25 protein-coding genes are annotated in these 26354 nt (G+C 68.7%); 7 read left to right on the top strand and 18 right to left on the bottom strand.

Going from position 1 to position 26354, the window contains the following annotated elements:
* Positions 1-6: 6 nt before the first annotated feature.
* The 11 genes from lnt to JL11_RS03290 form a co-directional block, all read right to left on the bottom strand.
* Positions 7-1557, bottom strand: coding sequence for an apolipoprotein N-acyltransferase (lnt, locus tag JL11_RS03240; RefSeq protein ID WP_054766784.1), 1551 nt, complete (start codon positions 1555-1557; stop codon positions 7-9).
* Between the two features lie 106 nt (positions 1558-1663).
* Positions 1664-2125, bottom strand: a complete 462-nt coding sequence (gene ybeY / locus JL11_RS03245) for an rRNA maturation RNase YbeY (protein WP_054764389.1) — start codon at positions 2123-2125, stop codon at positions 1664-1666.
* Complete coding sequence (locus JL11_RS03250; RefSeq protein ID WP_054764390.1) at positions 2122-3108, bottom strand: PhoH family protein; 987 nt, start codon at positions 3106-3108, stop codon at positions 2122-2124. Before JL11_RS03250 ends, ybeY begins: the two co-directional genes overlap by 4 nt.
* Positions 3108-4523: a tRNA (N6-isopentenyl adenosine(37)-C2)-methylthiotransferase MiaB gene (gene miaB / locus JL11_RS03255; protein WP_054764391.1), complete on the bottom strand. Its 1416-nt coding sequence runs from the start codon at positions 4521-4523 to the stop codon at positions 3108-3110. Before miaB ends, JL11_RS03250 begins: the two co-directional genes overlap by 1 nt.
* Before the next feature lie 44 nt (positions 4524-4567).
* Entirely contained in the window at positions 4568-5053 is a 486-nt protein-coding gene (locus JL11_RS03260; RefSeq protein ID WP_054764392.1) for a Fur family transcriptional regulator, read from the bottom strand.
* Between the two features lie 27 nt (positions 5054-5080).
* Entirely contained in the window at positions 5081-5524 is a 444-nt protein-coding gene (gene rimI / locus JL11_RS03265) for a ribosomal protein S18-alanine N-acetyltransferase (RefSeq protein ID WP_054764393.1), read from the bottom strand.
* Positions 5521-6201: a tRNA (adenosine(37)-N6)-threonylcarbamoyltransferase complex dimerization subunit type 1 TsaB gene (tsaB, locus tag JL11_RS03270; RefSeq protein WP_054764394.1), complete on the bottom strand. Its 681-nt coding sequence runs from the start codon at positions 6199-6201 to the stop codon at positions 5521-5523. Before tsaB ends, rimI begins: the two co-directional genes overlap by 4 nt.
* 82 nt (positions 6202-6283) lie before the next feature.
* Positions 6284-6691, bottom strand: a complete 408-nt coding sequence (locus tag JL11_RS03275; protein ID WP_054764395.1) for a helix-turn-helix domain-containing protein — start codon at positions 6689-6691, stop codon at positions 6284-6286.
* Between the two features lie 45 nt (positions 6692-6736).
* Positions 6737-7318, bottom strand: coding sequence for a helix-turn-helix domain-containing protein (locus tag JL11_RS03280; protein WP_054764396.1), 582 nt, complete (start codon positions 7316-7318; stop codon positions 6737-6739).
* Positions 7319-7376: 58 nt separating this feature from the next.
* Positions 7377-7937, bottom strand: coding sequence for a NifU family protein (locus JL11_RS03285; protein WP_054764397.1), 561 nt, complete (start codon positions 7935-7937; stop codon positions 7377-7379).
* A gap of 45 nt (positions 7938-7982) precedes the next feature.
* Entirely contained in the window at positions 7983-9512 is a 1530-nt protein-coding gene (locus JL11_RS03290; RefSeq protein WP_054764398.1) for a helicase HerA-like domain-containing protein, read from the bottom strand.
* Positions 9513-9622: 110 nt separating this feature from the next.
* On the opposite strand from JL11_RS03290, the gene JL11_RS03295 reads away from it, so the two are divergent.
* From JL11_RS03295 to JL11_RS03305, 3 genes are all read left to right on the top strand, one after another.
* On the top strand, positions 9623-10747 hold the full coding sequence (locus tag JL11_RS03295) for an AI-2E family transporter (protein ID WP_054764399.1): 1125 nt from the start codon (positions 9623-9625) through the stop codon (positions 10745-10747).
* A gap of 354 nt (positions 10748-11101) precedes the next feature.
* Positions 11102-15958, top strand: coding sequence for an NAD-glutamate dehydrogenase (locus JL11_RS03300; protein ID WP_054764400.1), 4857 nt, complete (start codon positions 11102-11104; stop codon positions 15956-15958).
* A 78-nt stretch (positions 15959-16036) separates the two neighbouring features.
* On the top strand, positions 16037-16504 hold the full coding sequence (locus JL11_RS03305; protein WP_054764401.1) for a universal stress protein: 468 nt from the start codon (positions 16037-16039) through the stop codon (positions 16502-16504).
* A gap of 514 nt (positions 16505-17018) precedes the next feature.
* Here JL11_RS03305 and JL11_RS03310 read toward each other — a convergent pair.
* Together JL11_RS03310 and timA are read right to left on the bottom strand one after the other, a co-directional pair.
* A complete protein-coding gene (locus JL11_RS03310) occupies positions 17019-18143 on the bottom strand; it encodes an MltA domain-containing protein (protein ID WP_054764402.1) in 1125 nt (374 codons plus the stop codon).
* A complete protein-coding gene (gene timA / locus JL11_RS03315; protein WP_054764403.1) occupies positions 18143-18784 on the bottom strand; it encodes a TIM44-related membrane protein TimA in 642 nt (213 codons plus the stop codon). Before timA ends, JL11_RS03310 begins: the two co-directional genes overlap by 1 nt.
* 188 nt (positions 18785-18972) lie before the next feature.
* Here timA and secB point away from each other — a divergent pair, with 188 nt between their 5' ends.
* A complete protein-coding gene (gene secB / locus JL11_RS03320) occupies positions 18973-19485 on the top strand; it encodes a protein-export chaperone SecB (protein WP_054764404.1) in 513 nt (170 codons plus the stop codon).
* A 75-nt stretch (positions 19486-19560) separates the two neighbouring features.
* On the opposite strand, the gene dnaQ is transcribed toward secB, so the two are convergent.
* From dnaQ to JL11_RS03345, 5 genes are read right to left on the bottom strand one after another with little or no spacing between them, the layout of a single operon-like run.
* Positions 19561-20289, bottom strand: a complete 729-nt coding sequence (dnaQ, locus tag JL11_RS03325) for a DNA polymerase III subunit epsilon (protein WP_054764405.1) — start codon at positions 20287-20289, stop codon at positions 19561-19563.
* Positions 20290-20295: 6 nt separating this feature from the next.
* Positions 20296-20946: a dephospho-CoA kinase gene (gene coaE, locus JL11_RS03330; RefSeq protein WP_054764406.1), complete on the bottom strand. Its 651-nt coding sequence runs from the start codon at positions 20944-20946 to the stop codon at positions 20296-20298.
* A complete protein-coding gene (locus JL11_RS03335) occupies positions 20943-21773 on the bottom strand; it encodes a shikimate dehydrogenase family protein (protein ID WP_054764407.1) in 831 nt (276 codons plus the stop codon). The genes coaE and JL11_RS03335 overlap by 4 nt, the downstream gene beginning before the upstream one ends.
* Positions 21770-22363: a Maf family protein gene (locus JL11_RS03340; protein ID WP_054764408.1), complete on the bottom strand. Its 594-nt coding sequence runs from the start codon at positions 22361-22363 to the stop codon at positions 21770-21772. Before JL11_RS03340 ends, JL11_RS03335 begins: the two co-directional genes overlap by 4 nt.
* Positions 22363-23247 (bottom strand): pyruvate, water dikinase regulatory protein, encoded by an 885-nt coding sequence (locus JL11_RS03345; RefSeq protein WP_054764409.1) that lies wholly within the window; start codon positions 23245-23247, stop codon positions 22363-22365. Before JL11_RS03345 ends, JL11_RS03340 begins: the two co-directional genes overlap by 1 nt.
* A 460-nt stretch (positions 23248-23707) precedes the next feature.
* Here JL11_RS03345 and hemE point away from each other — a divergent pair, with 460 nt between their 5' ends.
* From hemE to JL11_RS03360, 3 genes are read left to right on the top strand one after another with little or no spacing between them, the layout of a single operon-like run.
* Positions 23708-24778, top strand: a complete 1071-nt coding sequence (hemE, locus tag JL11_RS03350; RefSeq protein ID WP_054764410.1) for a uroporphyrinogen decarboxylase — start codon at positions 23708-23710, stop codon at positions 24776-24778.
* Positions 24775-25836, top strand: a complete 1062-nt coding sequence (hemH, locus tag JL11_RS03355; protein WP_054764411.1) for a ferrochelatase — start codon at positions 24775-24777, stop codon at positions 25834-25836. Before hemE ends, hemH begins: the two co-directional genes overlap by 4 nt.
* Entirely contained in the window at positions 25833-26300 is a 468-nt protein-coding gene (locus JL11_RS03360; RefSeq protein ID WP_054764412.1) for a CopD family protein, read from the top strand. The genes hemH and JL11_RS03360 overlap by 4 nt, the downstream gene beginning before the upstream one ends.
* Positions 26301-26354 lie beyond the last annotated feature (54 nt).

A 26354-nucleotide genomic window follows, 5' to 3' on the forward strand; every position in this document is an offset into this window, starting at 1 on the left:
CCGCTGTCAGCCCCTAAGGCGAAGCCTAGTGGGAGAGGTCAACGGCCACAAGCCGGGACGGCGGCCGGCGAAAAGGGAAATCGCCAAGGCGGCCAGAAGACCCGCGAAAAAGAACGCGTCGCCCCATCGGCCGTAGGGGGTCACCGCCGTCGGGCGCGGCAAGGGCGCATCGATCACCCCGGCGACGCCGGGATCAAGCCTTTGATTCTGAACGATCCGGCCCCAGGGATCGATCATGGCCGAGATTCCCGTCGGCGTGGCTCGCGCGATGGGCAGGCCGGTCTCGATGGCGCGATAGCTGGCCAGGTTCAAATGCTGGCGCGGCCCGGAGGTCGCGCCGAACCAGGCGTCGTTCGAGGCGTTGACGATCCAGTCGGGACGCCCGTCCGCGCCGGGCGTGAAGCCGGGATAAAGGCTTTCATAACAGATCAGCGGCTGGACCGGCGGAACGCCCGGAACGCGGATGGGCGCAGGAATGGGCCCGGCGGAGAAATCGCTCGGCATGTGAACCAGGCTGCGAAGCCCGACGGCCGTCATGATCGAACCCAGCGGCAGATATTCGCCGAACGGCACCAGCCGATGCTTGTCATAGACGGCGGCGATCCGCAGGCCCGGCCCGGCTTCGTCCACCAGGGCGAACAGGCTGTTGTAATAGCGGGCGCCCTCTGGGGCCGTTGGATCAGGTTCGCCCCGCGCCAGCCCCATCATCAAGGTTTGCCCCGGCCGCACGGCGCCGGCGATGGCGGCCGCATCCGCCGAGGCGAAGACGTCATTGGCCGAGGCCGGCAGGGCGCCCTCGGGCCAGACCACCACGTCGGGCGTTCGGGCGGCCGGCTGTCCCGTCAGGGCGACGTAGCGATCGACGATGGAGCGATAGGCCTCGGGCGACCACTTGGTTTCCTGTTTAACGTCGGCCTGGACCAGGCGAACCACGGTGTCGGTGACCCGCAACTCGGCCTGGGCCAGCCGCACGGCGCCGAAGAGGCCGACGGCGGCCAGAACCAGAAGGCCCGACCCTGCCGAGATCAGGCGGCCGCGCGCCGCGCCGGGTCCGATCAAGGGCGCCAGGGCGGCGGTCGAGGCCACTGTGATCAGACTCAATCCATAGACCCCGACCACCGAGGCGAACTGGGACATGCCCCCGCCCGCCCGCCAGGTCGCGCCAGCCGGGTTCCAGGGAAAGCCGGTCAGCACATGGCCGCGCAGCCATTCGGCGGCGCAGAACAGGGTGGCGAACAACAGAACCCGAACGACGCCTATGGGTGCGAACCGGCGATAGAGGGCGCAGGCGACGCCCCAGAAGAGCCCCAAGCCCGCCGGCAGCAGGCTGGCGGCGAAGGGCGCCATCCAGGCCTGTTCCGGATTGACGAAGAAGGCCTCCGCCACCCACCAGCAGCCGATGAAGAAATAGGCGAAGCCCGCCAGCCACCCCATCCAGAAGGCGCCGCGCGGGGCGTCCGATCGCTCCGACAGGATCATCAGCAGCGGATAGCCCAGGAGGCCGACCAGCACCCCGAACGGCGGATGGGCCAGGGCCGTCCCCGCCCCGGCCGACATGGCCAGACCGATGCGGATCAGACGCCAGGTCCAGGCGCGACGTTTCTCGGGAAGGGCGCGAACGCGGGCGGCGAAACGGTCGAGCGCGGCGTCAGGAAACATGGGGTCAGTCCTGCCCATCTACAGAGACATCGGCGGCATAGGGGTCGGCGACGCCCAGTTCGGCCAGGATCTCGCGCTCCTCGGCCTCCATCGCCTCGGCCTCGGCCTCATCCTCGTGGTCGCGGCCCAACAGATGCAGCACCCCATGGACGACCAGATGGCTCAGATGGTCCGACAGGCTCTTGCCCTGAACTTCCGCCTCGGTCGCGCAGACGCCATAGGCCAGGACGATGTCGCCCAGATGCGGCGCGGCGTTCTCGGGCGCAGGAAAGGACAGGACATTGGTCGGCTTGTCCTTGTCTCGGAACCGGGCGTTCAGTTCCCGCACCGCCTCGTCGTCGGTCAGCAGGACGACGACGTCGCCCGCCACGGCGCCCAGGGCCGCCGCTGCGGCCCGTTCCGCCACGGCTTCCGCGTCAGGCAGGGCGGCGCTCCAGGCCTCGGCCTCGATTTCGATGTCGATCATTCGGCGTCTTCAAGGTCCGGGGTCGGTCGGGACCGGGCGGCGTCGGCGTCATAGGCGCGCACGATCCGCTCGACCATGGCGTGGCGCACCACGTCCTCGGCTGCGAACCGCAGGATGCCGACGCCCTGGACCCCGTCCAGAATCCGCAGGGCATGGGCCAGGCCGGAATCGCGGGGGTTCAGCAGGTCGATCTGGGACGGATCGCCCGTCACCACCATCCGCGCCCCCTCGCCGAGACGCGTCAGGACCATCTTCATCTGCAGACGCGAGGTGTTCTGGGCCTCGTCGACGATGACGAAGGCGTGGCTGAGGGTTCGGCCGCGCATGAAGGCGATGGGGGCGGCCTCGATCTCGCCCTTGTCGCGACGGCGCTGCACGTCCTCGGCGCCGAGAATGTCGTTCAGCGCCTCCCAGATCGGGGCCAGATAGGGATCGACCTTTTCGTTCAGGTCGCCCGGAAGGAAGCCCAGCTTCTCGCCCGCCTCGACCGCCGGGCGGGTGATGACCAGCCGGTCCACCTGGCCGCGCCGCAGCAGGGAGGCGCCGTAGGCGGCGGCTAAGAAAGTCTTGCCCGTGCCGGCCGGACCGACCCCGAAGCTGAGCTCGCAGCGGCCCAGCATGTCGACATAGGCGGCCTGGGCCTTGGTCTTGGGCACGATGGCGCCGCGCTTGCCGCCCGGCAGGGAGACGCCCGCGGCCGCCAGGCCCGGCGCGCCCTTGCCGCCGCGCGCCTGACCCAGGGCGGCGCGTACATCGGCCTCTGTGACCTCGGCCCCCAGGGCGGCGCGCTTGGCCAGATCCTCGATCACGCGGCGGGCGTCGGCCCGATCGCGCGTGCCCCCGTTGACGGAGACCCCGCCGCCGGGCGCCTCGACCAGAACCTTGAAGGCGTCCTCGATCAGGGCGACGTGACGACTGTTCGGTCCGATCACAGCGCGCAGCTCGGCGTCGTTCAGCGGAACGAACTCGGAATCTCTCGCCACTAGGCCGCCTTTTCCTTTTCCGCCGCCCCTGGGGCGACAAGCCGGCCCGTCAGACTGTTCTGCTGACCGGAAATGATTTCGACCGGAACGATCTGGCCGATCAGATGATCCGCGTCGTCGACATGGACCGACTGGAGATAGGGCGAGCGACCGATGGCCTGGCGGCGATCGGGATGGCGGCCCTTGCGGTCGAACAGGACATTCAGGGTCCGGCCCGCCTGGGCCTGGTTGAAGGCCGTCTGCTGTTCCGTCACTAGGTCAATCAGCCGGTGCAGCCGTTCCTTGGCGACCTCGGGCTCGATCTGTCGGCCCATGCCGGCGGCCGGCGTGCCGGGCCGGGGCGAATACATGAAGGCGAAGGCCGAGGCGTATCGGACCTGGCGCACCAGATCGAGCGTCTCCTCGAACTCGCGATCCGTCTCTCCGGGGAAGCCGACGATGAAGTCGCCCGAGAGGGCCATGTCCGGCCGGGCTTCGCGGATGCGGGCGATCAGATCGAGGTAGGTCTGGCGGCCGTGCTTGCGGTTCATCAGCCGCAGGATGCGGTCCGACCCCGCCTGGACCGGCAGGTGGAGATAGGGCATCAGGGCGTCCAGATCGCCGTGGGCGGCGATCAGGTCGTCCGACATGTCGTTGGGATGGCTGGTCGTATAGCGGATCCGGTCCAGGCCGGGGATCTCGGCCAGGGCGTAGGCCAGTTCGGCCAGGCTGGACTTGCGCCCATCCGGCCGCTCGCCGTCATAGGCGTTGACGTTCTGGCCCAGCAGGGTGACCTCGCGCACGCCGCGACCGGCCAGCTGTCGCGCCTCTTCCAGCACCGAGGCCAGGGGCCGCGACCATTCTGCGCCCCGCGTATAGGGCACCACGCAGAAGGTGCAGAACTTGTCGCAGCCTTCCTGCACCGTCAGGAAGGCGGTCGGCCCCTCGGTGAAACGGGCGGCAGGCAGGGCGTCGAACTTGTCGTCAGGCGCGAAGTCGGCGCCGATCCGTTCACCTCGGGCCCGCGCCGTGCGGGTCAGAAGCTCGGGCAGCTGATGATAGGCCTGGGGGCCGACGACGATGTCGACCGCCGGCTGGCGTTTGATGATCTCCTCGCCCTCGGCCTGGGCGACGCAGCCGGCGACGGCGATGGTCATGTCGCCGCCCGTCTGGCGCTTGAGGTCGCGCAGTTCGCGGATCTTGCCGAGCTCGGAATAGATCTTCTCGGCCGCCTTCTCGCGGATGTGGCAGGTGTTCAGGATGACGAAGTCGGCCGCCTCGACCTCCTCCGTCACGGCATAGCCCAGCGGTCGCAGCACATCGGCCATGCGCTCGCTGTCATAGACGTTCATCTGACAGCCGTAGGTCTTGATGAACAGCCGCTTGGAGGGCGTGTTCTGCGCGGCCTCGGCTTTGGGAACCAGGGTCTCGGTCATGTCGGGCTTATGATCGCCCGCACCGGCGAGGACAAGACCGGGTTTCAGCCCGCATCCACGTCTTCGGGCGCCACGCGCGCGGCATGGCGTTTGAAGATGAGCCCTTCACGCTTGGACGGTTCGGCGCCGTCGATCGGGACGCCGTAAAGCTCCAGCTTGTGGCCGATCAGTTCGAACCCCAGCCGTTCGGCGATCTCGGACTTCAGCTTTTCGATCTCGGCGTCGAAGAATTCGATCACCTCGCCGGTCTTAGTGTCGATCAAGTGATCGTGATGGTCGTCGCCGGCCTCTTCATAGCGGCTGCGGCCGTCGCCGAAGTCGTGCTTCTCGACCACGCCCGCCTCTTCGAACAGGCGCACGGTGCGATAGACGGTGGCGATCGAAATATGCGGGTCGATCGAGGAGGCGCGGCGGTACAGCTCCTCCACATCGGGGTGGTCTTCCGCCGAGGAGAGCACCCGGGCGATCACCCGGCGCTGTTCGGTCATACGCATGCCGCGGTCGGCGCAGAGTTTTTCAATCCGGTCCATAGGCCTAGAATAGGGGCTCAGGCCGCTTCAGGGAAGCGGCGCCGTGTCCGGATTCATCGCAAGATCGCGTCCCAGCACCAGGGCGTCGGTTCGACCGCCGTCGGGCCGCGCATAATAGGCCTTGCGTCGCCCGATCGGGCGGAAGCCGGCGCGGTCGTAAAGGGCGCGGGCGGCCGCATTGTCCTCGGCCACCTCCAGAAACAGGCGCACGGCCCCGGCCTGGGCGGCGGCGACGGCCGCCTGACCGACCAGTCTCCCGCCTAGGCCGGCCCGCCGCGCCTCGGGCCGCACCGCCAGGGTCAGGATCTCGGCCTCATCCAGCACGATCCGGATCAGGATGAAGCCGTCCGGTTCGACCACCGCCAAGACGCCGGGCTGGGCCAGGAGGGCGGCGAACTCGTCCCGGCTCCAGGGCGCCGGAAAGGCTCGCGCATGCACGGCGGCCAAGGCGGCGGGATCGGGACGGATCATGGCGCGGTCTGGCGGGGCTGTCCCGGCAGACGGGTGGGCGGCGCCGCATCGGGCGCGCGCAGATACAGGGGCCGGGGCGGATGGGCGGCGGGATCGACTGACCGGGTCAGCCGAGCCAGGGCCGTCGGCGCGGGGGCGACGACGGGATCGGCCGAGGCCAGGCTCAGCTCAGGATAGGCTTCGCTCAGAAGACCGGCCCCGCTGCCGACCGCCTGAACCTTCGTCCCAAGAGCGGCGATGCGGTCGGCGGCCGCCTCCAAGGGCAGGGCCTCTTCCGGGCCGAGGGTCCGGCCGTCCGAGAAGAATTTGGCGTAGACCTGACCCCGCCGGGCGTCGATCAGGGCCGCGACCGGGACGCCCGCCGTCGCCAGGGGATCAGCCAGGGCGTCCAGCGTGGACACCCCCACGACCGGCCGCCCCAGGGCGGCGCCCAGACCCTGGGCGAAGGCCAGGCCCACTCTCAAACCAGTGAAGGAGCCCGGCCCGACCGTGACGCCGATCCGATCAAGACGATCGAAACCGCCCCCCGCCTCGGTCATGACGTCGCGCACCAGACCGCCCAGCCGTTCCTGGTGGCCCTTGGCCATCGGTTCGAACCGCACCGACAGGGGCCGGTCGTCCTCAAAAACCGCCGCCGTACAGGCGCCCAGCGCCGTATCAATGACCAAGAGTCTCATGCCGGCCTTCTAGAGGCTGACAGGCGGATGGGAAATCGCTTTGCGGCCTCAACCCGCCCTCAGCCGCCGCTCAGACCGTGCGTCAGGCCGCGCGCGACAGAACCTCGACCAGCTGCGTCAGGGCCTGTCTTACGGAACGGTCCTCAATGGCGGCGAAGCCGGCGGCCATGGCCAGGCCTTCCGGCGTGGCGGCGAGGGTTCGCATGATCGAGAGGTCGGTCGGCTCGCCGGCCTCCGCCCGCGCCGGAAAAAAGGCGCTGATCGGCATGGACAGGGCGATCGCCAGATTGTGCAGCCGGGCGGCCGATATCCGGTTCTGCCCGCCTTCGTACTTCTGCACCTGCTGGCAGCTGACCCCCACCATCTCGCCCAGCGCCGTCTGAGACAGGCCCAGGGCCTGACGCCGAGCGGCGATCCGCGCCCCCACATGCAGGTCCACAGCCTCGACTGAGCGGGCGTTCCGACGGGGAGCGGCGGGGCGGCTGTTCATGGCTCGAAGATGGCGCAACCTGTCCGGGTATGCAACCTTTTCGTTTCATGGCTCGTGGCGCGCCGTGACGAGGCAGAGCTGCGCCACCCGGCTAGGGTCGATGACTTCCTTCCCTTCCAGACGGCCGGCGCCCCGCACGTGCAGGCCGTCGGCGGCCGAGCGATCAAAAATGCGCGCCAGCCGCCGGCCGTCGGTCGTCAGGATTACGCAGCCCTGCCCCGGTCGCGGGCGACCTGGCCGATATTCCAGAACGACGCCGCGATCCGCCCAGGGCGACAGGGCGTCGTCGGCCACTTCAAGCCTATGGGTCCGGGGAATGGACGCGCCGGAGAAGGCGCGACCCCGCGCTTCGAGACCGGCCGCCGGACCGGTCGCCGCCGCGTCCGGGCCTCCGGCCGCCAGCAGAGCCAGGGCCTCGGGCGTGGAATCCAGGGCGCCGGTCAAACGCCGCTGGACATCAGGCCGAAACAGGCCCGGCCGACGACCGGCCTCGTACAGGCCCCAACCCTGGCTGGTCATCTCCAGTCGAGCGCCCGCCTCGGCCTGGGACAGGCCGCGTTGGCGACGCAGGGCGGCGAGGGCCTCGCCGAGACGGAGAACATGAGGATCAGGGACGAAGCGCGCCATCAGAAGTTAAAGATGGCGCCTCCTTGCACGTCTGGCGATAATTTAAAGCGGGATCGCCCTAGATCGTCTGCTCGACCCGCGTCACCTCAGGCACATAGTGGCGCATCATCTGTTCGACCCCCGCCTTCAGGGTGGCGGAGGACGACGGACAACCCGAACAGGCGCCGCGCATCCGCAAGGACAGGACGCCGGTGGCCTCGTCGAAGGAATCGAACAGGATGTCGCCGCCGTCCTGGGCCACCGCCGGGCGGATGCGGCTGTCCAGCAGGGCCTTGATCTCGGCGACGATCTCGCTGTCGGCCTCGACGTTCTGATCGGCTTCGCCCGTCTGACCGCGCGTCAGGGGCGCGCCCGAGACGAAATGGTCCATGATGACGCCCAGGATCGGCGCCTTCATCTCCGACCATTCCGGCCCGGAAACGCTGCGGACGACGGAAACATGGTCGGCGCCGAACAGGACGGCCTCCACCCCCTCCAGCTCGAACAGGGCTTCGGCGAGCGGCGAGGCGGTCGCCTCGTCGATCGTCCGGTATTCCAGCGTGGCCGACGGCGAGACCTCCCGCCCGGGCAGGAACTTCAACGCATTAGGATTGGGCGTGGGCTCGGTCTGGATGAACATGGGCCGGAGATGCGCATGACGCCGACGGCTTGCAAGTCTTAAACGCTAACGCCGACGCAGGCTTCCCAGAACGCCGCGCAGCAGTTCGCGGGTCAGGGTCGATCCGGCCGTGCGCAGCACGGACTTGGTCAGGGCCTCCATCGGGGTCTGCCGATTGGATGTTCGCTTGCGCCGCGCCGGCGCCGGTCGGACATCGTCCCCGTCATGGTCCTGGGCGGCCCCTGCTCCCCCCTTGACCCGGCCTTGGGCCTTGAGATCCGCCTGGACCTCGGCCTCCCGTTCGACGGCGGCGTGGCGGGCGGCGAGCACTTCTTCAGCGGATTCGCGGTCCAGGACCGGCTCATACCGGCCCTGGACCGGGCTGGCGGCGATTACGGCGGCGCGTTCGGCCTCGGTCGCCGGCCCCAGCCGCGAGGCGGGCGGCCGGATCCTTGTGCGGGCCACGACCGTGGGCGCGCCCTTGTCGTCCAGAACCGACACCAGGGCCTCGCCGACCCCCAGGGCCTGGATGGCTTCGGCCGTGTCGAAGGCGGGGTTGGGGCGGAAACTCTGGGCCGCAGCCTTCAGCCCCTTCTGTTCGGACGGCGTATAGGCGCGCAGGGCGTGCTGGATGCGATTGCCCAGCTGCGCCAGGACGCTGTCGGGAATATCGGCCGGATTCTGGGTGACGAAATAGACGCCGACCCCCTTGGACCGGATCAGCCGCACCACCTGTTCGACCTTCTCCAGCAGGGCGCGCGGCGCGTCGTTGAACAACAGGTGGGCCTCGTCGAAGAAGAAGACCAGACGCGGCTTCTCCGGGTCCCCGACCTCCGGCAGCTGTTCGAACAGTTCCGACAGCAGCCACAGCAGGAAGGCCGCATACAGACGCGGACTGTTCATCAGCCGCGTGGAATCCAGCACATTGACCTGGCCCCGGCCGTCCAGGCCGACGCGGATGACGTCCTCCAGCTTCAAGGCCGGCTCGCCGAAGAAGGCCGCGCCCCCCTGCTGTTCCAGCTGAAGAATCGCCCGTTGAACGGCGGCGATCGAGGCTGGGGCGACATGGCCGACCTCGCGTCCGATCCGCTCGGCGTTCTCCCCGACATAGGCCAGAAGGCTGCGCAGATCGTCGATGTCCAACAGGAGCAGCCCCTCCTGATCGGCGACGTGGAAGACCACCGTCAGCACGCCCTCCTGGACCTCGTTCAGGTCCAGCATCCGCGCCATCAGCACCGGGCCGATCTCGGAGACCGTCGTGCGGATCGGATGGCCCTTTTGACCATAAAGATCCCAGAACACCGTGGGCGCGGCGGACGGGGTCAAGGCCAGGCCCATGTCGGCGGCGCGGGCCAGCAGCTTTTCGTTCGGCGTCCCGATCTGGGAAATCCCCGACAGGTCGCCCTTCACATCGGCGCAGAAGACCGGGACGCCCGCGTCCGAAAAGCCCTGGGCCAGGATCTGCAGCGTCACCGTCTTGCCGGTTCCCGTCGCCCCGGCGACCACGCCGTGGCGGTTCGCCCGATGGAACAGAAGGGCCTGGTCCTGGCCTTCGTCGGACTGGCCAAGGAAAAGACCGGCGGGGGTGTCGGACATCGAAAGGTCTCCAGAAGCGGGACGAAGGTCTAGCGCAGTCGCGAGCGGGTCGGAACCGCCGCCTTCAAGGCCGGTTGACGGCGTTCTTCGCCCCACCGACAAGGGTGGCCATGAAGAGCCCCATCACCATGCAGTCTTCGGCCGTCTCGCGAAACGCCCTGGTCTTGATCGCCACCGTCGCGGCCGGTGCGGCCCTCTACTGGCTGCGCGACATACTGACGCCCCTGGCCATGGCCGTTTTCCTGTTGATCATGATCGACGGGGTCAAGCGGTCCGTGGCGGCGCGCACTCCTTTGAACGACCGCTGGGCGGGGACAGCGGCCCTGCTGCTGGTGGTCCTGGCCTTCTTCGCCTCCATCGCCATCATCGTGAACGGCGCCGCCGGATTCTTCGGCGAGGCGTCGGGCGTGTCGCAGAACATCGGGCCGCGCATCGACCAGATCATCCGCGACGTCTACGCCCTGATCCGGCTGAACAATCCGCCCACGGCCCAGGACCTGATCAACGGCGTCGATCTGCGCGGCTATCTAACCTCCGTGGCCTTTCAGGTGCAGGGCATCGCCTCGGGCGCCTTCTTCGTCCTGGTCTATCTCGGTTTTCTTCTGGCCTCGCAGATCGGCTTCCGGCGCAAGATCATCGCCATGTTCCCCCACAGGCATCAGCGCGACGAAGCGATCGCGGTGTTCAACCGCGTCCGCGGCGGGGTCGAGGGCTATCTGTGGGTCCAGACCGTGACCGGGGCCCTGATCTGCGCCGCAGCCTGGATATTGATGCGAGCTGTCGGGCTTCAGAACGCGGAGTTCTGGACCTTCGTCATCTTCATCGTCGGCTTCATCCCGGTTCTGGGCGGGGCTGTGGCGGGTCTGGCCCCGCCCCTGTTCGCCCTGGTGCAATTCCCCAGCTACTGGCCGGCGCTGATCCTGCTGGTGGGGCTTCAGACCATTCTGTTCATCGTCGGCAATCTGGTCCAGCCGCGCATGCAGGGCGACAATCAGAACATCGACCCGGTGGTGGTCCTGCTGGCCCTGGCCTTCTGGGGCAAGCTGTGGGGCGTGGTCGGCATGTTCCTGTCGACCCCGCTGGCCGTGATGGCCATGGCGATCCTGGCCGAGTTCAAGGGTTCGCGCTGGATGGCCGTCCTGCTGTCGGGCGACGGCGAACCCTATGCGGACGAACACAAGACGGCGCATCACAGGCGGGGCTCATTCTCCAAGGACGACGCTGACGAAGCCTGAAGCCGCCGTGCGGCGTCAGGCCGCAGAGAAACCTGTGACGCCGGCCTCTTGAAACCCGCCCCGGACCGCCCATCTCAGCCTCAACGCCGCGGCCATCCCCCCTCCGACCGCGGCCGAGCGAGGCCGACGCCCCTCCCCTCCCCATGCGTCGGTCCGCGCAGGCCGCCGAGTTCCCCCACTCGGCGGCCTTCTCGTTTGCGGCGCCGCACAACCGTTCCAACGTGAACGCTGTTCATGAGAATCTTCGCCCCTCAGGGGCTTCCCGAGCGATCAGTCCTGGCCTAGTCAGCGGTGTGGCGCTGCGTCGCGCCAGCCCCCAGCGGCCCCGGCCGCGTCGCCCGAGACTGGAAGTCCATGACCGCCCTCGATCCGCGCTCTGCAACGGTTCAGCCGATCACCCCGGCCCTGCTGGAAGCTTCATTCGCGCGGATTCTGGGAACCAGCCCGGGCGAGGCGGAGCGCTCCTTCCTGGCTCAGGCGCACGAGGACTACGCCGCCGACGAAACGCCGGAGCTGGACGGCGAGGATCTGGCCGCCCTGCTCGCCGCCTCCTGGCGCGCCGCCGGCGACTATCCGGCCGGCTCCCCGCCCCTGATCACCGTGGGGCCGTTGTCGGGCGCCGACGGCCAGGCCCTGGACTATGACCTGGTCCGCATCGTCCAGAACGACGCCCCCTTCCTGGTGGACAGCGTCATGGGCGTCCTGGCCGAGGCCGGGGTCTCTGTGCGCGCCCTCTTCCACCCCGTCGTCGCGCTGGACGGACGCCGACTGTCGGTCATCATCCTGGTCATCGATCCCGTGCCCCAGGAACGCCGCGACGCCCTGGGCGAGGGCCTGGCCCAGAGCCTGAGCGACGTCCACGCCGCGGTCGAGGACCACGAGGCGATGGCCGCCCTGATGCGCCAGGCCGTGCAGAGGTTGGAAACCACTCCGCCCGCGGTCGATCCGGCCATACTGGAAGAAAACATCGCCTTCCTGAAATGGCTGAAGAGCGACCATTTCGTCTTCCTGGGCGCACGCGACTACGACTATCCGCGCGGGGCCGACGGCGACTATGAGGCCGAGGCCCCCCTGAGCCAGTCGGGCGCCGGCCTGGGCATTCTGGCCGATCCGGAACGCACCGTTCTGCGCCGCGCCTCCGAACCGGCCGTCCTGACGCGCCAGATGCGCCGCCAGCTGGACTTCAGCGACCCCGTCACCGTGGCCAAGGCCAACGCCCGTTCGCGGGTCCACCGCCGGGCCTATATGGATTATGTCGGGGTCAAGCGGTACGGGCCGGACGGCAAGGCGACCGGCGAAACCCGGTTCGTGGGCCTGTTCACCTCCGAGGCCTATGACCGTCTGGCGACCGAGACCCCGCTGATCCGCCGCAAGGTGGCCAACGTCCTGTCGCGCGCCGACAAGGCGCCGGGCAGCCACAATGAAAAGCGGCTGAAGAACATCCTCGACAACTATCCGCGCGATGAGCTGTTCCAGATCAGCGAGGACGAGCTGCTGTCCATCGCCCTGGGCATTCTGCACCTCTACGACCGGCCGCGCATCCGCCTGTTCACGCGCCAGGATCCGTTCGACCGCTTCGTCTCGGTCCTGTGTTTCATTCCGCGCGAGAAGTTCGACGCCTCGGTGCGCGAACGGATCGGCCAGATCGTCGCCCGCGCCTGGGGCGGACGCGTCTCCGCCTGGTATCCCCAGCTTTCGGACGCGCCCCTGGTTCGGGTGCATTTCATCATCGGCGTGACGCCCGGCGAACATCCGGTTCCCGATGCAGCCCAGCTGGAACAGGATGTGGCCGAGGCCGGTCGCAGCTGGATCGAACGGTTCGAAGCCGCCCTGCGGCGGGCCGAGGTGGCCGATGTCGAGGTCGGCCCGCTCAGCGCACGCTGGGCTCGCGCCTTCGGGGCCGCCTATCGCGACCGCTATGACGCCGACGAGGCGGCGGTCGATCTGCGTGAAATGGATCGGCTGAACGCCACCGGCCAGGTCGGCGCCGGCGAGCCCGTGGCGGTCCGCGCCTTCCGCAATCTCGACGACAGCCCGCTTCAGTTCCGTTTCAAACTCTACCGCCGGGGCCCCTCCGTCCCCTTGTCCGACGTCCTGCCGATCATGACGGACATGGGCCTGAAGACGCTGGAGGAATACGGCTATTCCATCCGACCGATGGGCGAGGAAGAGATTCACGTCCATGAATTCCTGATGGAGGATCCGCGCGGCGAGGATCTGGTCTTCGCGGACGTCAAGGAGCCGTTCGAGCGCGCCTTCGCCGCCGTCTGGAGCGGCCTGACCGAGAGCGACGGCTTCAACCGACTGGTGATCGAACTTGGGATGGAATGGCGCGAGGCCGCCCTGATCCGCACCCTGGCCCGTTATCGTCAGCAGACGGGTCTGGACCCGTCCCAGGCCGTGCAGGAAGAGGCCCTGCGCGAATATCCCGAGGTGTCGCGCGCCCTGCTGGCCCTGTTCAAGGCCAAGTTCGAGCCGAACGGCGCCGCCGTGGAGACCCGCCAGGAGACCGTCGACGCCCTGACGGCCCAGATCGCCGCCCTTCTCCAGGCGGTGAAGAGCCTGGACCACGACCGCGCCCTGCGTCGCATCGCCGCCCTGATCGGCGCGATCAAGCGCACCAACTACTTCCAGCAGGACGCTGACGGCCTGCCCAAGCGGCACATCTCGATCAAGATCGCCTCCAGCGAGCTGGAAGACCTGCCCCTGCCCAAGCCCTATCGCGAAATCTTCGTCTGGGCGCCGCACGTCGAGGGCGTGCACCTGCGCTTCGGCCCGGTCGCGCGGGGCGGCCTGCGCTGGTCGGACCGTCGCGACGACTTCCGCACCGAGGTCCTGGGCCTGGTCAAGGCGCAGCAGGTCAAGAACGCCGTCATCGTGCCGGTCGGCTCCAAGGGCGGCTTCTATCCGAAGCAACTGCCCCGCACGACCGACCGAGAGGCTGTTCAGGGCGAGGCCATCCGCGCCTATCGCACCTTCCTGTCGGGCCTTCTGGACATCACCGACAACATCGCCGCCGACGGCGCGGTGACCCGTCCGGCCCATGTGGTCGCCTGGGAGCAGGACGATCCCTATCTGGTCGTCGCGGCCGACAAGGGCACGGCGACCTTCTCGGACATCGCCAACGGCGTCTCGGCGTCCTACGGCTTCTGGCTGGGCGACGCCTTCGCCAGCGGCGGTTCGATCGGCTATGACCACAAGGCCATGGGCATCACCGCCCGCGGCGCCTGGGAGGCGGTGAAGCGCCACTTCCGCGAACTGGGCAAGGACATCCAGACCGAGCCTTTCACAATGGTCGGCGTCGGCGACATGTCCGGCGACGTCTTCGGCAACGGGGCCCTGCTGTCGAAGGCGACCAAGCTGGTCGCCGCCTTCGACCATCGCGACATCTTCATCGACCCGGATCCCAACCCCGAAGTCAGCTGGGCGGAGCGCAAACGCCTGTTCGACCTGCCGCGCTCGTCCTGGCAGGACTATGACAAGGGCCTGATTTCGGCCGGCGGCGGCGTCTTCTCCCGCTCAGCCAAGTCGATCCAGCTGACGCCTGAGATCAAGGCGGCCCTGGACATCGCCGAGGACGAGCTGGACCCGGTCAGCCTGATCCGCGCCATACTGAAGGCGCCGGCCGAGCTGCTGTATCTGGGCGGGATCGGCACCTATGTGAAGTCCGCCGCCGAGACCGACGCCCAGGTGGGGGACAAGGGCACCGACCCCCTGCGGATCAACGCCGACGAACTCAGGGTCAAGGTGGTGGGCGAGGGGGCCAATCTGGGCTTCACCCAGGCCGGGCGGATCGTCTTCGGTCAGAACGGCGGGCGCATCAACACCGACGCCATCGACAATTCGGCGGGCGTGGACACCTCGGACCATGAGGTCAACATCAAGATCCTGGTCGGCTCGGCCGTGACCAACGGCGTCCTTCCGGCCGAGGAGCGGACCCCGCTGCTCGCCTCCATGACCGAAGAGGTCGGGCGCAAGGTTCTGGCCCACAACTACGACCAGACCCTGGCCCTGACCCTGCAACAGGCGGAAGGGGCCGGCGCCCTGGACGCCCAGCAGCGGTTCATGCAGAGCCTGTCGGCGCGCGGCAAGCTGGACCGCAAGGTCGAGGGCCTGCCCTCCGACGCCCGCATCAAGGAGATGATGGCCTCGGGGATTCCTCTGGCGCGGCCCGAGCTGGCGGTCCTGACCGCCTACGCCAAGCTGGAACTGTCCGAAGAGATCGTGGCGTCCCAGGCGCCCGAGGATCCCTTCTTCGAGCAGATTCTGGTGCGCTACTTCCCCGACGCCCTGGCCCGGTTCGAACCGCAGATGAAGAGCCACCGTCTGCGGCGCGAGATCATCGCCACGGTCCTGTCGAACGAAGTGGTCAATATGTGCGGCCCGACCTTCCCCGACCGCCTGCGCGGCTCGGCGGAATGCGACACCACCGCCCTGATCATCGCCTTCGAGGCGGCGCGGCGCATCTTCCGACTGGATGAGGCCTGGGACGCCGTCTCGAACCTGGATCTCAAGATTTCCGCCGAGGCGCAGACGGCCCTCTATCGTGAGATCGCCGTGGTCCTGCGCCGCCAGACCTTCTGGCTGGCGCGCCGCGCCAAGAACGGCGCTTCGGTCCAGGCGCTGATCGACCGCTATCGCCCCGTCGCCGACGCGCTCCAGGCCGAAGGCGCGCCGGTCCTGTCCCGTTTCGAGCAGGGACGATTGGACGAGCGGGTCAAGACCTTCGCCGACCACGGGGCGCCGGAGGATCTGACCCGGCGGATCGGCGTGATGCGGCCCCTGGTCGCCGCCGCCGACATCGGCGACATCGCTCAGGAGACGGGCTGGCCGGTCGCCGCCATGGCCCGGCTCTACCACCAGGTGGGCGCCGCCTTCGATTTCGACCGGCTGCGCGCGGCCGCCGGCTCGATCCCGTCGGTCGATCATTTCGATCGCCTGGCCGTTCGCCGCCTGATCGAGGATCTGATGACCGAACAGGCGACGCTGACGCGCGCCGTGGCGCGGGCGTCGGACGCTTCGGTGGGGATCAGCGAAGACGCCGCCGAAGGGGCCGTCGACGCCTGGATCGGCTCGAAACTGGCGGTGGTCGAGGGGGTTCGCGCCTCGGTGGACGAGATCGAACAGTCGGGCGCAGGCTGGACCTTCGCCAAGCTGACGATCGCCAACGCCACCATTCGCGACCTGGCCTCCGCGGCCGGCAAGGGCTGAACCGGCTGCGGCCGAGACTTGACGAGGGGGCCGCATCCCGGCCTCCTCCGTCAGGGAAAACCGGCTGGGGAGGCCGTCATGCCGAGAAAGTTCCTGGTCGTCGTCGACGACAGTCCTGAGTTCGAAGCCGCCCTGCGCTTCGCCTGCCGGCGGGCCAAATCCACCGGCGGGCGGGTGGTCATGCTGCGTGTCCTGGCGTCCCACAGCGACGCCCACTGGTCCGGCGCGCGCGAGGAGATCGAGCGGCAGCAGCGCGAAGAGGCCGAGGCCCTGCTGAACCGGCTGGGCGAGGAGGCGATGGAGCGGTCGGGCGCGCCGCCGGTCTTCCTGATCGAGAAGGGCGAGCCCCAGGCGGCGATCAAGAAGGTCGTGGGCGAAGATCCGGACATCAAGATCCTGGTCTTGGCGGCAGGATCAGGCTCGCGCGGGCCCGGCCCCCTGGTCTCCGCCATATTGAAACAGGGCGCCCATGTGGGGGGCCGCAAACTGCCCGTCACCATCGTCCCCGGCGAACTGACCGAGGCGGAGATCGAGGACCTGGCCTAGAGCCAATCCAGGAGAAGCGCCTCGGACGTTGAAGAATCTATTCCATTAAGTGTCGGTCTTCCTTCCCGCGTCAGCGGAAGGGACAACGTCTGGCGGCGGAACGCCGATTGAGGGTGAGTTCATCACAACGTGCACGACGAGGTCACGGCGGTCACGGCGAGTTCCGACGGCGTCGTGACCGCTGTGAATCCGCCGTGCTCGCCGTGATGAACCCGGTCGCCGCATCAAGGCCCTCTGACGCGGGAAGAGCGGCTCGGCGCGATGTCCGCCTTAAGGCCGCGCCAATTCAGAGGCTTGCAGATCCGATCGAGGATCTGCCCGGCGCCCCTTCAGCCGCGCCTATAATGGCGCCTCGGTCTTTGACATCGCCAAGAGGGCAGAGCGCGTCCGACACCGGACAGTCCGGTCGGTGTCCGACAGTTTCTTCATAGAAAACAAGGGCCGTCGGACAGATCGGACACATCGGACACCTTTTTTCGAGCCGACGGACCGCCCAGGCCGAAGCGCGGCGTCCTCAGCCCTTGGGGATCAGCCGCCACATATGCAGGGGATGGCGCACCGTCCCGGCCTCGGCGCCGGCGGCGTCTCCACGACCCATATAGAGGTCGGCCCGCACCGGGCCGCGAATGGCCGACCCCGTATCCAGGGCCATGGCCAGACCGCGATAGGAGGTCGTGGCGCCGCGCAGATTTCCGCCGTCCGCCTCCAGCCAAACCAGGTCCCCGTAGCGCCACTGGGACGGATCGACCGCCACCGCCCGGCGCTCGATCAGGGGCAGGCCCGCCGCCCCGGCGGGATGGCCGTCGTCGTCGGGGTCCAGCCGGAAGAAGATGTAGCGGGGGTTCAGGGCCATGACGGCCTGGGCCTCGGGCCCGCGATGGTCGGCCAGCCAGGCGCGGATCGCCTCTCCGGACGTGCCGTTCTCCGGCAGCAGGCCTTGGCGCGCCATCGGCCGGGCGATGCCGACGAAGGGCCGGCCGTTGTCGCCGGCGTAGGCCGCGCGGGCGCGGGTTCCGTCCTCGAAGGTCAGATAGCCGGAGCCCTGGATCTGGAGGAAGAAGAGGTCCTCGGCCCGCATCCAGGCCAAGGCCTGGTCGGGGCGGGCGTCGGCTTCGACGGCCGCCCGGTCGCCGGCGGCGCGGGGATCGGCCGGCTTGGCCAGGACGGGCGCCGAGAACTCGGCGTCCGGGGCGCGGCGCGCCGAATATTCCGGGGCGAAATAGGCCGTCAAAAGGCCGGGACGCCCGTCTGAGGTCTGAGCCGGGACCGCGCTGAAACGGGCTTCGAAAAAGGCCCGCGCGTCGGACGGAGTGACGGGAGCGGCCGCCATGGCCTGAGCGCGGCTGCAGACGGCGCGGCCGGCCGCATCCCGCGCGGCGGCGCAGCCGCCGACATAGGCGCGAAAGGCCGCCAGATGATCCTCGTCGTTCCAGCCGGGCAGCACCGCCGGGCTGACGCCCTCGGCGGGGCTGGGCGCGGGCAGATAGGGGCGGGGACCCGCCTCAGTCTCCGAGGGCCGGGACGCCGGCGGCGTCTGAGGAAGAGGCGGGGTGATCGCCGGGCCCGTGGAGCAGGCGGCGACCGCCAGCAGGGGCCACAGACGCGCCGTCCGCCGGCCGAGCCGGCGCGAGACCGACATCAGGCGCTGGCCGGCTCGACGCGGGCCAGGACCCAGTTGGGATCGGCGGCGCCCAGGCTGCGTTCGAAGGTCCAGTGTTCGGCGGTACGGCGTTCCTCGACCAGGGGCTCGCCGGTCACGGAATCGGCGGTCTCGCCCGAGGCCTTGGTCACGCGGCTGCGCAGTTCGGCCAGGAAACGGACCTTGGCCACGGCCTTGTCGCCCTGGACCGTGGCGCCTTCAAGATCGGCGCGGGGCGGGAAGAGGAATTCGACCGTCTCCGTCTCGCCCCGGGTTTCCCGCGCCGCGATGCCGGCCTCGAACGAGGCCATGACGGTCGGCGTCAGAAGGGGCTTCAAGGCGGCGCGATCGCCGGCGGCGTAGCCGCGCACGATGGTCTCATACGCTTGACGCGCCCCTTCCAGGAACCGGTGCGGATCGAAGGCGGGATCGCGCGCCTTCAAACCCGCGATCGACGCCAGAAGGGCGGCGTCCAGGGCCGGCGTCTTCGAGGCCTCGGGGGCAGTCGGGCTGGGCGTGGCCAAGGTCTTGGCGTCCTCCTGCGGCTGTCGCCCCACCTTCTTGCCCAGCACATTGTAGAGCTGGAACAGGACGAAGGCCGCGATGACGGCGAAGATCACGATCTGGAACTGGACCGGCAAGGGGACTTCCTGAATGTCGGCGCGCGAAGGAGAAGGCGCGAGGGAGACGATTAGGGGCTGATATAGGAGGAAGCAAGGCGCGGCGCGCCCCCCGGCGCAGGTGCGACATTGCGGCCGGCCGCCCCGACGTGTTAGTCGCGGCGCCTTATTCCGGCCCTATCGGCCCTTTTTCGCAATCGAACACGCCCATGACCGACGCCGCTCCGCCCGCCGACACCCCCGCACCGGCCCAGCCTCAGCAGGGTCAACCCGCAGGCCCCGGCTTCCGCATCCTGGCCCAGTATGTGCGGGACTTTTCGTTCGAAAACCCGCGCGCCCCGGAATCCCTGCGTATCGACGGCAAGCCGGCGATCGACCTGGGCGTCGAAATGTCGGCCCAAGGCCGCCCCGACGGTCTGTTCGAACTGGACCTGAAGCTGTCGGTCAAGGCGACCCACGAGAACCAGGCCGTCTTCCACGTCGAACTGGTCTATGGCGGTCTGTTCCAGCTGGCGAACGTCCAGGAGCAGGACATCGAGCCCTTGCTGCTGATCGAATGCCCCCGTTACCTCTTCCCGTTCGCGCGTGAAATCATCGCCCGCGCCACGGCCGACGGCGGCTTCTATCCGCCCTTCATGCTGGACCCGATCGACTTCGCCGCCATCTATATCGCGCGCCAGCAGCAGATCGCCCAGCAGCCGATCGAGACCGGCCAGGCCTGAGCCGAACCCAAATTGACGAGGGAAGGGCGGTCCTCAGAGGGGCCGCCTTTTTCGTTTCGGCCGAGGCGCGTGGAATCAGGCCGCCGCCTCTTCGTCGGCCCCGACGCCGTAGGCCGCCCAGAGCGACCGGTCCTTCAGGGTCTCGGCCAGGAAGGCTAGATGGTCCGCCTGCTCCTCCGGCGTCGAACGCGGAGCCAGGGGGCGGGGGCGGGGGCCGTAAGCAGCCGCTTGAACAGCGCCGGTCGCGCCGCGGCTCGCCGCCGGGGTCGACGACAGGTCCAGCACCCGCTCCTTGCCGCCGCGCAGCTCCAGATAGACCTCGGCCAGCAGACGGGCGTCGATCAGGGCGCCGTGCAGGGTCCGCTCGACCAGGGACACCTTGAAGCGCTTGCACAGGGCGTCCAGCGAGTTGGGCATGCCCGGGAACCGGGTCTGGGCCAGTTTCAGGGTGTCGATCCAGCGCGCCTCGCCGGTGATCGGCCGGCCGCAGCGCGCATATTCGAAGTCGATGAAGTTGCGGTCGAAGGCGGCGTTGTGGGCGATCATCGGGGCGTCGCCGATGAATTCGATCAGATCGTCGACGATCTCGTGGAATTTGGGGGCGTCCTTGACCTTCTCGTCAGTGATGCCGTGGACGCGGATCGCGTCCGGCGGGATCAGCCGCTCGGGATTGACGAACCGGTGGAAGGTGCGGCCCGTCGGCAGCAGATCCAGCAGTTCGATACAGCCGACCTCGATCAGCCGGTCGCCCGTCTTGGGGTCGAAGCCGGTGGTTTCGGTGTCCAGAACGATCTCGCGCGCCATCGCGCCTTAATGGCCCCGTTCGTCAGACGGTGAAAGAGCCCCCGCGCGGCGACGCGGAGATATCCACGCCGGATCCAGCACGGTCTGAACCACGGCGGCGACCTCGGCTCGGGCAGGCTCCAGGCCGTGGCCGGTGTCGATAACGAAGTCGGCGCGGGCGCGTTTTTCCGCGTCGGGCAGCTGGCGGGCCAGAACGGCCTCGAACCGGTCGCGGGTCATGCCGGGGCGGGCCAGAACCCGTTCGGCCTGGACCTCCGGATCGGCGGTGACCACGACCACGGCGTCGACATGGGCGTCGCCGCCGGTTTCAAACAGCAGAGGAATGTCCAGGACCGCCAGCCTGACCCCCATGGCCCTGGCCGCCGCCAGATCGCCCGCCCGGCCCTGGGCCACCAGGGGATGGACGATGGCTTCCAGCCGCCGAAAGGCGGTTTCGTCCCGCCCCAGGGCCTCGGCCAGACGGGCGCGGTCCACGGCGCCGTCCACGACCACGCCGGGAAAGGCCGCGCCGACCGGCTCGACCGCCGCGCCGCCGGGGGCGTAGAGGCGGTGCACGGCGTCATCGGCGTTCCAGACCACGGCGCCCAGGTCGGCGAACATGGCGGTCGTCGTCGACTTGCCCATGCCGATGGAGCCCGTCAGGCCGAGCAGGATCATGCCGTCTGATCCATATGGGCGGTCAGCAGGGCGCGCAGATCCAGCGGCGGGGGCGGTCGGCGGAACAGGGCCCGGAACGAGGGCGCCGCCTGGCCGATCAGCATGGCCAGGCCGTCGACCGTCGGCAGGCCCCGCACCCGCGCCGCCGCCAGGAAGGGGGTGGTCAGGGGCTTGTAGGTCATGTCCATCATCACCGTGCCGGGGGCGACGGCGTCGAAATCGAAATCCGGCTGGACGCTGAGGGCGTTGATGACCAGGGCGGCGCCGTCCAGGGCCTCAGACGCGGCCATGACGCGGACCGAGGCGCCGAGATCGGCCGCCAGGGCCTCGGCCCGGTCGCGCGAGCGGTTGACGATCCGAACCTCGGCGCCCGCCTCGACCAGGGCGCCGGCCCCGGCCCGCGCCGCGCCGCCCGCACCCAGCAGCACAACCGGACGGCCCTGCAGCGCCAGATCCGGCGCCTGTTCCTTTAGGCCCAGCATCAGGCCGACGCCGTCCGAACTGTCGGCCGAGACCCGGCCGGCGTCGAAGGTCAGGATGTTGGCGGAGGCGGTCAGCCGGGCCGCCGCTGTGGCCTGATCCGCCAGGGCGAAGGCCTGTTCCTTGAACGGGGCGGTGACGTTCAGGCCCTGGATCAGACCGGCCCGACCGGCCGCGACCAGGGTCTCGAACCCCGCCGCATCGGCGGGGGCGAAGGGGACATAGGCGCCGTCGATGTCCCCGGCCGCCAGCCAGGCGTTGTGGATGACGGGGCTGAGGGAATGGGCCACCGGATTGCCGGCGATCCCGGCGACCAGGGCCGCGCCCGTAATGCGATGACGGCTCATGCGGACAGGACCCCGACGCGACGCAGCTCGGTCAGGACCGGCCAGAGCGGCAGGCCCAGGACGGTGAAATAGTCGCCGTCCACCGCCTCGAACAGCTGGGCGCCCAGTCCCTCCAACCGGTAGGAGCCGACACAGGCCAGCAGGGCCTCGCCCTCGGCGGCCAGATAGGCGTCCAGAAAGGCGTCGGAGAAGTCGCGCATCCGCATCTCGACCGTGTCCACGCCCGACCAGACGATCTCGCCCTTGACCGCCAGGGCGGCGCCGGAATGGAGATGGTGGGTGCGGCCGCGCATGGATTCCAGCCGCGCGCGGGCGGCCTCGAGCGATTGGGCCTTGGAGACCAGCCGCCCGTCGAAGGCCAGGGTCTGGTCCGAGCCCAGAACCCAGGCGGTTGGATCGTCGCGCGAGACCGCCAGGGCCTTGGCCTCAGCCAGACGCACCGCGAGGGCGGCGGGGTCCAGCTCGGTCGAGACGGCCTTGATCGCCGCCTCGTCCACATCGGCGATGCGGATGTCGAAAGGCACGCCGGCGTTTTCCAGCATGGCGCGGCGGGCGGCGCTCTTGGACGCCAGGATCAGGGTCTCGGCCATCACCAGCTGGTTCCGATCTTGTGGGTGCGGTGCTCGCTCAGCAGATTGGTGATGGCGGCCGCCGTCTCCTCCACCGAACGCCGGGTGACGTCGATGGTGGGCCAGCCCCGTCGAGCGAAGGCGCGCTTGGCCTTGATCGTCTCCTCTCGGACCGCGTCCTGGTCCGTATAGCTGGACGACTGGTTGGCGTTCAGGTTTTCGATCCGGTTGCGGCGGATCTGGACCAGCCGGTCGGGCGAGACGGTCAGGCCGATGACCAGGGGATTCTTCAACTGGGTCAAGCGCTCGCCGTCCTCCTGGCCCGGCACCAGGGGCACATTGGCCGCGCGGATGCCGCGATGGGCCAGATAGATGCAGGTCGGAGTCTTGGACGTTCGGCTGACGCCGCACAGCACGACGTCCGCGCCCTCCAACTGCTCCAGGGTGCCCTGACCGTCGTCATAGGCCATGGCGAAATCGAGCGCGGCGATCCGATTGAAATAGTCGTGATCCAGAGCATGCTGGGCCCCGACGCGGGTCGAGAGGGCCGCCGCGCCGAGATAGCGGGACATGGCGCCGACGAGGGGGTCAAGGGCGCCGATCTGGGGCATTTCCAGCCGGCGACATCCCTCCTCCAACTGTTCGCGCAACTGGCGGTCGACCAGGGTATGCAGCACCACCCCCGGCGCGGCCTCCACCTCCTGCAGAACCCGGTCCATCTGCTTTTCCGAGCGGACCAGGGCGTAGATATGTTCGATCGGAATGACGCCGTCGAACCGCGCCGTCACCGCCTTGGCCATCGCGTTCAGGGTCTCGCCGGTCGAGTCCGACACCAGATGCACGTGAAAATAGGTGGCCAGGCGGGCAGGGCCGGGGCGGGCGGCGGCGGGTCGCGCAGGACTCATTCGGGGATCGTCTCTCTGTTGAAGGACGGGTCGCGCCCTGGGGATGGCTGGGGACCGTCCGGGCGTTTCTCTCCTTAGACCCAGACGGCGACGGCGGCGAGCGGGGATGAGGGTGGACGACGAAAACCCTCCGGCCCCGGTTCATCCCAAGGCGGAAAACCGTTTTCCGCCTCTTTGTGGAAAATCCTAATGAAGGGTTAACACCGGTTTACCTCGTTCACAGGCCGAACGCCCCGCAAAGCCTTTGCCGTTAAGGTTTCATTAGGGATTGTCCACCGGCCGTATAATCCTGTTCCGCATCCCCGAAGGCGCCTGGAGGCGCGTGGATATCCGCTTTTGTTCCGCCACAGCCGCCGCATTCATCCCCGCCGTTCCACCGCCCTACCTGCCACTACGAATCTTTTAATTCTTAACTTGATTAGGGATTGAGAGCGGGGGGCTGTGACCTTAATCGTCCGGCATGACCGATCCGACCCAGAACGCCGTTCAGACGCCCCAAGAGGCGCCGATGATGATCCGGGCTCTCCGAGGAGAGACGCTGGATCGACCGCCGGTCTGGTTCATGCGTCAGGCGGGACGGTATCTGCCCGAGTATCGCCGACTGAGGGCCGAGGCGCCGGATTTCATCAGTTTTTGCCTGAACCCGGAAATGGCCGCCGAGGCGACGCTCCAGCCGATGCGTCGGTTCGGCTTCGATGCGGCCATCGTATTCGCCGACATCCTGCTGATCCCCCAGGCCCTGGGTCAGGACGTGTGGTTCGAGACGGGGGAGGGACCGCGTCTAGGCGCCATGCCCATTCCGGGCCGGATGATGGAGTTGGCCGCCGGAGCGGGCGAGCACCTGTCCGCCGTGGGCGAAACCCTGTCGATCGTGCGCGCGGCGCTCGAGCCGGAGCGGGCCCTGATCGGTTTCGCCGGCGCGCCCTGGACCGTGGCCACCTATATGCTGGACGGCGAAGCCCGGACCATCGGCAAGGGCGAGCGGGCGGCGGCGCGGACCTATGCCTATGCCGATCCCAGGCGGGTGGATGAGACACTGGAGGTACTGGTCGAGGCGACGGCCCGGTATCTGAAGATGCAGGCCGACTCCGGCGCCCAGGTGCTGAAGATCTTCGAGAGCTGGGCTGAGGGCCTGCCCGACGATCTGTTCGAAAGGCTGGTCCTGAATCCCCACCAGGCGCTTGTGAAGCGCACGCGGGAGTTGGGCGTCACCGTGCCCCTGATCGGTTTCCCGCGGGGCTCTGCAGCCCTGGCGGAGCGGTATGCCCAGGCGGTCGAGGTCGATGCGGTCGCCCTGGACACCGCCTGTCCGCTGGAAGTCGGCGGACGGGTGCAGCAGATCAAGCCGATCCAGGGCGCGCTGGACCCCCTGCTGCTGCGCGCCGGGGGCGAACTGTTGGACCGCCGGGTGGATCAGCTGATGGAGGCATGGGGCCAGGGGCCGTGGGTGTTCAACCTGGGTCATGGCATATTGCCCGACGTGCCCATCGACCATGTCGAACAGGTTCTGAAAAGGATCGGCGCCCAATGACCCAACCCTTGCCGGGCCGCCGCATCGCGGTGGTGCTGTTCAATCTGGGCGGACCCGACGATCAGGCTTCGGTGAAGCCCTTCCTGTTCAATCTGTTCAATGATCCGGCCATCATCGGCCTGCCGGGGATCGTGCGAACGCCCCTGGCGAAGCTGATCTCCAGCCGGCGGGAGGCGAGCGCCCAGGCCAACTACGCCTTGATGGGAGGCGGGTCGCCCCTGCTGCCTGGAACCCGGCTGCAGGCTGAGGCCCTGGAGGCGGTGCTGAACGCCCGGTTGGCCGGGGACGAGGTCCGGGTCTTTATCGCCATGCGCTACTGGCGGCCGCTGACCGATCAGACGGCGGTCGAGGTGGCGGCCTTCGCGCCCGACGAGGTGGTGCTGCTGCCCCTCTATCCGCAGTTCTCGACGACGACGACCCAGTCCTCGCTGAAGATCTGGAACGAGACCTATGCCGGGTCGGGCGTCAGCCGGACGGTCTGCTGTTATCCTCGCGCCGACGGCTGGGTCGAGGCCCAGGCCCAGGCGATCGCATCCAAACTGGATGAGGCGGGCGACGGACCGGTGCGGGTGCTGTTCTCGGCCCACGGCATCCCGGAGAAGTTGGTCAGCGGCAAGGGCGACCCCTATCAGGAACAGGTCGAGACGACCGTCGCCGCCGTGGTCGCCGCCATCGAGCGCGACCGGGGCCCCATCGACCATGCCCTCTGCTACCAGAGCCGCGTCGGACCGATGAAATGGCTGGGGCCGTCCACGCCTGAGGCGATCGAACAGGCCGGCCGCGACGGGGTCGGGGTGGTCATCACCCCCATCGCCTTTGTCTCCGAACACATCGAGACCCTGGTCGAGCTGGACATCGAATACGGCGAACTGGCCCATGATAAGGGGGTCAGGCCCTATCTGCGCGCGCCGGCGGTCGGCACTGCGCCCGTGTTCATCGAGGCCCTGGCGGCGGCGACGATCGACGCCCTGGGCCGCACGGGGGTCGCTCCCTTCGGTCTGGGCTGTCAGACGGACTGGAAGGCCTGTCCCTGTCGTAACGAAAGGAGCGCAGCGTGAACCTGTACGATCTGGCCCGGGGCCTGCACATACTGGCGGTGATCGCCTGGATGGCGGGTCTGCTGTTCCTGCCGCGGCTCTATGCTTATGACGTCGAGCAGAACGCCAAGCCCGAGCCCCTGCGCGGCGAGATGCAGGCCCTGCTGAGGCTGTGGCAGACGCGGCTGCTGCGCATCATCCTGAACCCGGCTATGATCCTGGCTTGGGGCTTCGGCCTGTGGCTGATCCATATCGACGTCTCGGCGCGGGGGGCGGCGCTTCTGGCCGAGCCGTGGATGGTGGCCAAACTGATCGGCGTCCTGCTGTTGAGCGGCTGGCACGGCTTCCTGGCGGCGCAGCGCAAGAAGATCGCGGCGGGGACGTCGAAATATTCCGGCAAGTTCTGGCGGATGACGAACGAGGTCCCGTTCGTCCTGGCCATCATCATGGTGCTGTCGGTCACCACGGAGTGGACGTTCGGGTGAGCGGCTCCGCTTGACCTGACCTCTCGCCTGTGGTTCCGCTGGTGGTGAACCGTT

Origin of the sequence: Brevundimonas sp. DS20 (assembly GCF_001310255.1) — a bacterium.
Lineage (GTDB): Bacteria > Pseudomonadota > Alphaproteobacteria > Caulobacterales > Caulobacteraceae > Brevundimonas > Brevundimonas aurantiaca.

Excerpts from the sequence above, each read along its gene's own strand:
- rimI (WP_054764393.1), bottom strand. The coding sequence starts at position 5,524 with ATGATCCGTCCCGATCCCGCCGCCTTGGCCGCCGTGCATGCGCGAGCC.
- hemH (WP_054764411.1), top strand. The coding sequence starts at position 24,775 with ATGACCCAACCCTTGCCGGGCCGCCGCATCGCGGTGGTGCTGTTCAAT.
- JL11_RS03295 (WP_054764399.1), top strand. The coding sequence starts at position 9,623 with ATGAAGAGCCCCATCACCATGCAGTCTTCGGCCGTCTCGCGAAACGCC.
- miaB (WP_054764391.1), bottom strand. The coding sequence starts at position 4,523 with ATGACCGAGACCCTGGTTCCCAAAGCCGAGGCCGCGCAGAACACGCCC.
- hemE (WP_054764410.1), top strand. The coding sequence starts at position 23,708 with ATGACCGATCCGACCCAGAACGCCGTTCAGACGCCCCAAGAGGCGCCG.
- JL11_RS03310 (WP_054764402.1), bottom strand. The coding sequence starts at position 18,143 with ATGTCGGTCTCGCGCCGGCTCGGCCGGCGGACGGCGCGTCTGTGGCCC.
- coaE (WP_054764406.1), bottom strand. The coding sequence starts at position 20,946 with ATGATCCTGCTCGGCCTGACGGGCTCCATCGGCATGGGCAAGTCGACG.
- JL11_RS03280 (WP_054764396.1), bottom strand. The coding sequence starts at position 7,318 with ATGGCGCGCTTCGTCCCTGATCCTCATGTTCTCCGTCTCGGCGAGGCC.
- JL11_RS03345 (WP_054764409.1), bottom strand. The coding sequence starts at position 23,247 with ATGAGTCCTGCGCGACCCGCCGCCGCCCGCCCCGGCCCTGCCCGCCTG.
- JL11_RS03285 (WP_054764397.1), bottom strand. The coding sequence starts at position 7,937 with ATGTTCATCCAGACCGAGCCCACGCCCAATCCTAATGCGTTGAAGTTC.
- dnaQ (WP_054764405.1), bottom strand. The coding sequence starts at position 20,289 with ATGGCGCGCGAGATCGTTCTGGACACCGAAACCACCGGCTTCGACCCC.
- JL11_RS03260 (WP_054764392.1), bottom strand. The coding sequence starts at position 5,053 with ATGGACCGGATTGAAAAACTCTGCGCCGACCGCGGCATGCGTATGACC.
- tsaB (WP_054764394.1), bottom strand. The coding sequence starts at position 6,201 with ATGAGACTCTTGGTCATTGATACGGCGCTGGGCGCCTGTACGGCGGCG.
- ybeY (WP_054764389.1), bottom strand. The coding sequence starts at position 2,125 with ATGATCGACATCGAAATCGAGGCCGAGGCCTGGAGCGCCGCCCTGCCT.
- JL11_RS03305 (WP_054764401.1), top strand. The coding sequence starts at position 16,037 with ATGCCGAGAAAGTTCCTGGTCGTCGTCGACGACAGTCCTGAGTTCGAA.
- secB (WP_054764404.1), top strand. The coding sequence starts at position 18,973 with ATGACCGACGCCGCTCCGCCCGCCGACACCCCCGCACCGGCCCAGCCT.
- JL11_RS03335 (WP_054764407.1), bottom strand. The coding sequence starts at position 21,773 with ATGAGCCGTCATCGCATTACGGGCGCGGCCCTGGTCGCCGGGATCGCC.
- JL11_RS03290 (WP_054764398.1), bottom strand. The coding sequence starts at position 9,512 with ATGTCCGACACCCCCGCCGGTCTTTTCCTTGGCCAGTCCGACGAAGGC.
- JL11_RS03340 (WP_054764408.1), bottom strand. The coding sequence starts at position 22,363 with ATGGCCGAGACCCTGATCCTGGCGTCCAAGAGCGCCGCCCGCCGCGCC.
- lnt (WP_054766784.1), bottom strand. The coding sequence starts at position 1,557 with ATGTCGGCCGGGGCGGGGACGGCCCTGGCCCATCCGCCGTTCGGGGTG.
- JL11_RS03300 (WP_054764400.1), top strand. The coding sequence starts at position 11,102 with ATGACCGCCCTCGATCCGCGCTCTGCAACGGTTCAGCCGATCACCCCG.
- JL11_RS03275 (WP_054764395.1), bottom strand. The coding sequence starts at position 6,691 with ATGAACAGCCGCCCCGCCGCTCCCCGTCGGAACGCCCGCTCAGTCGAG.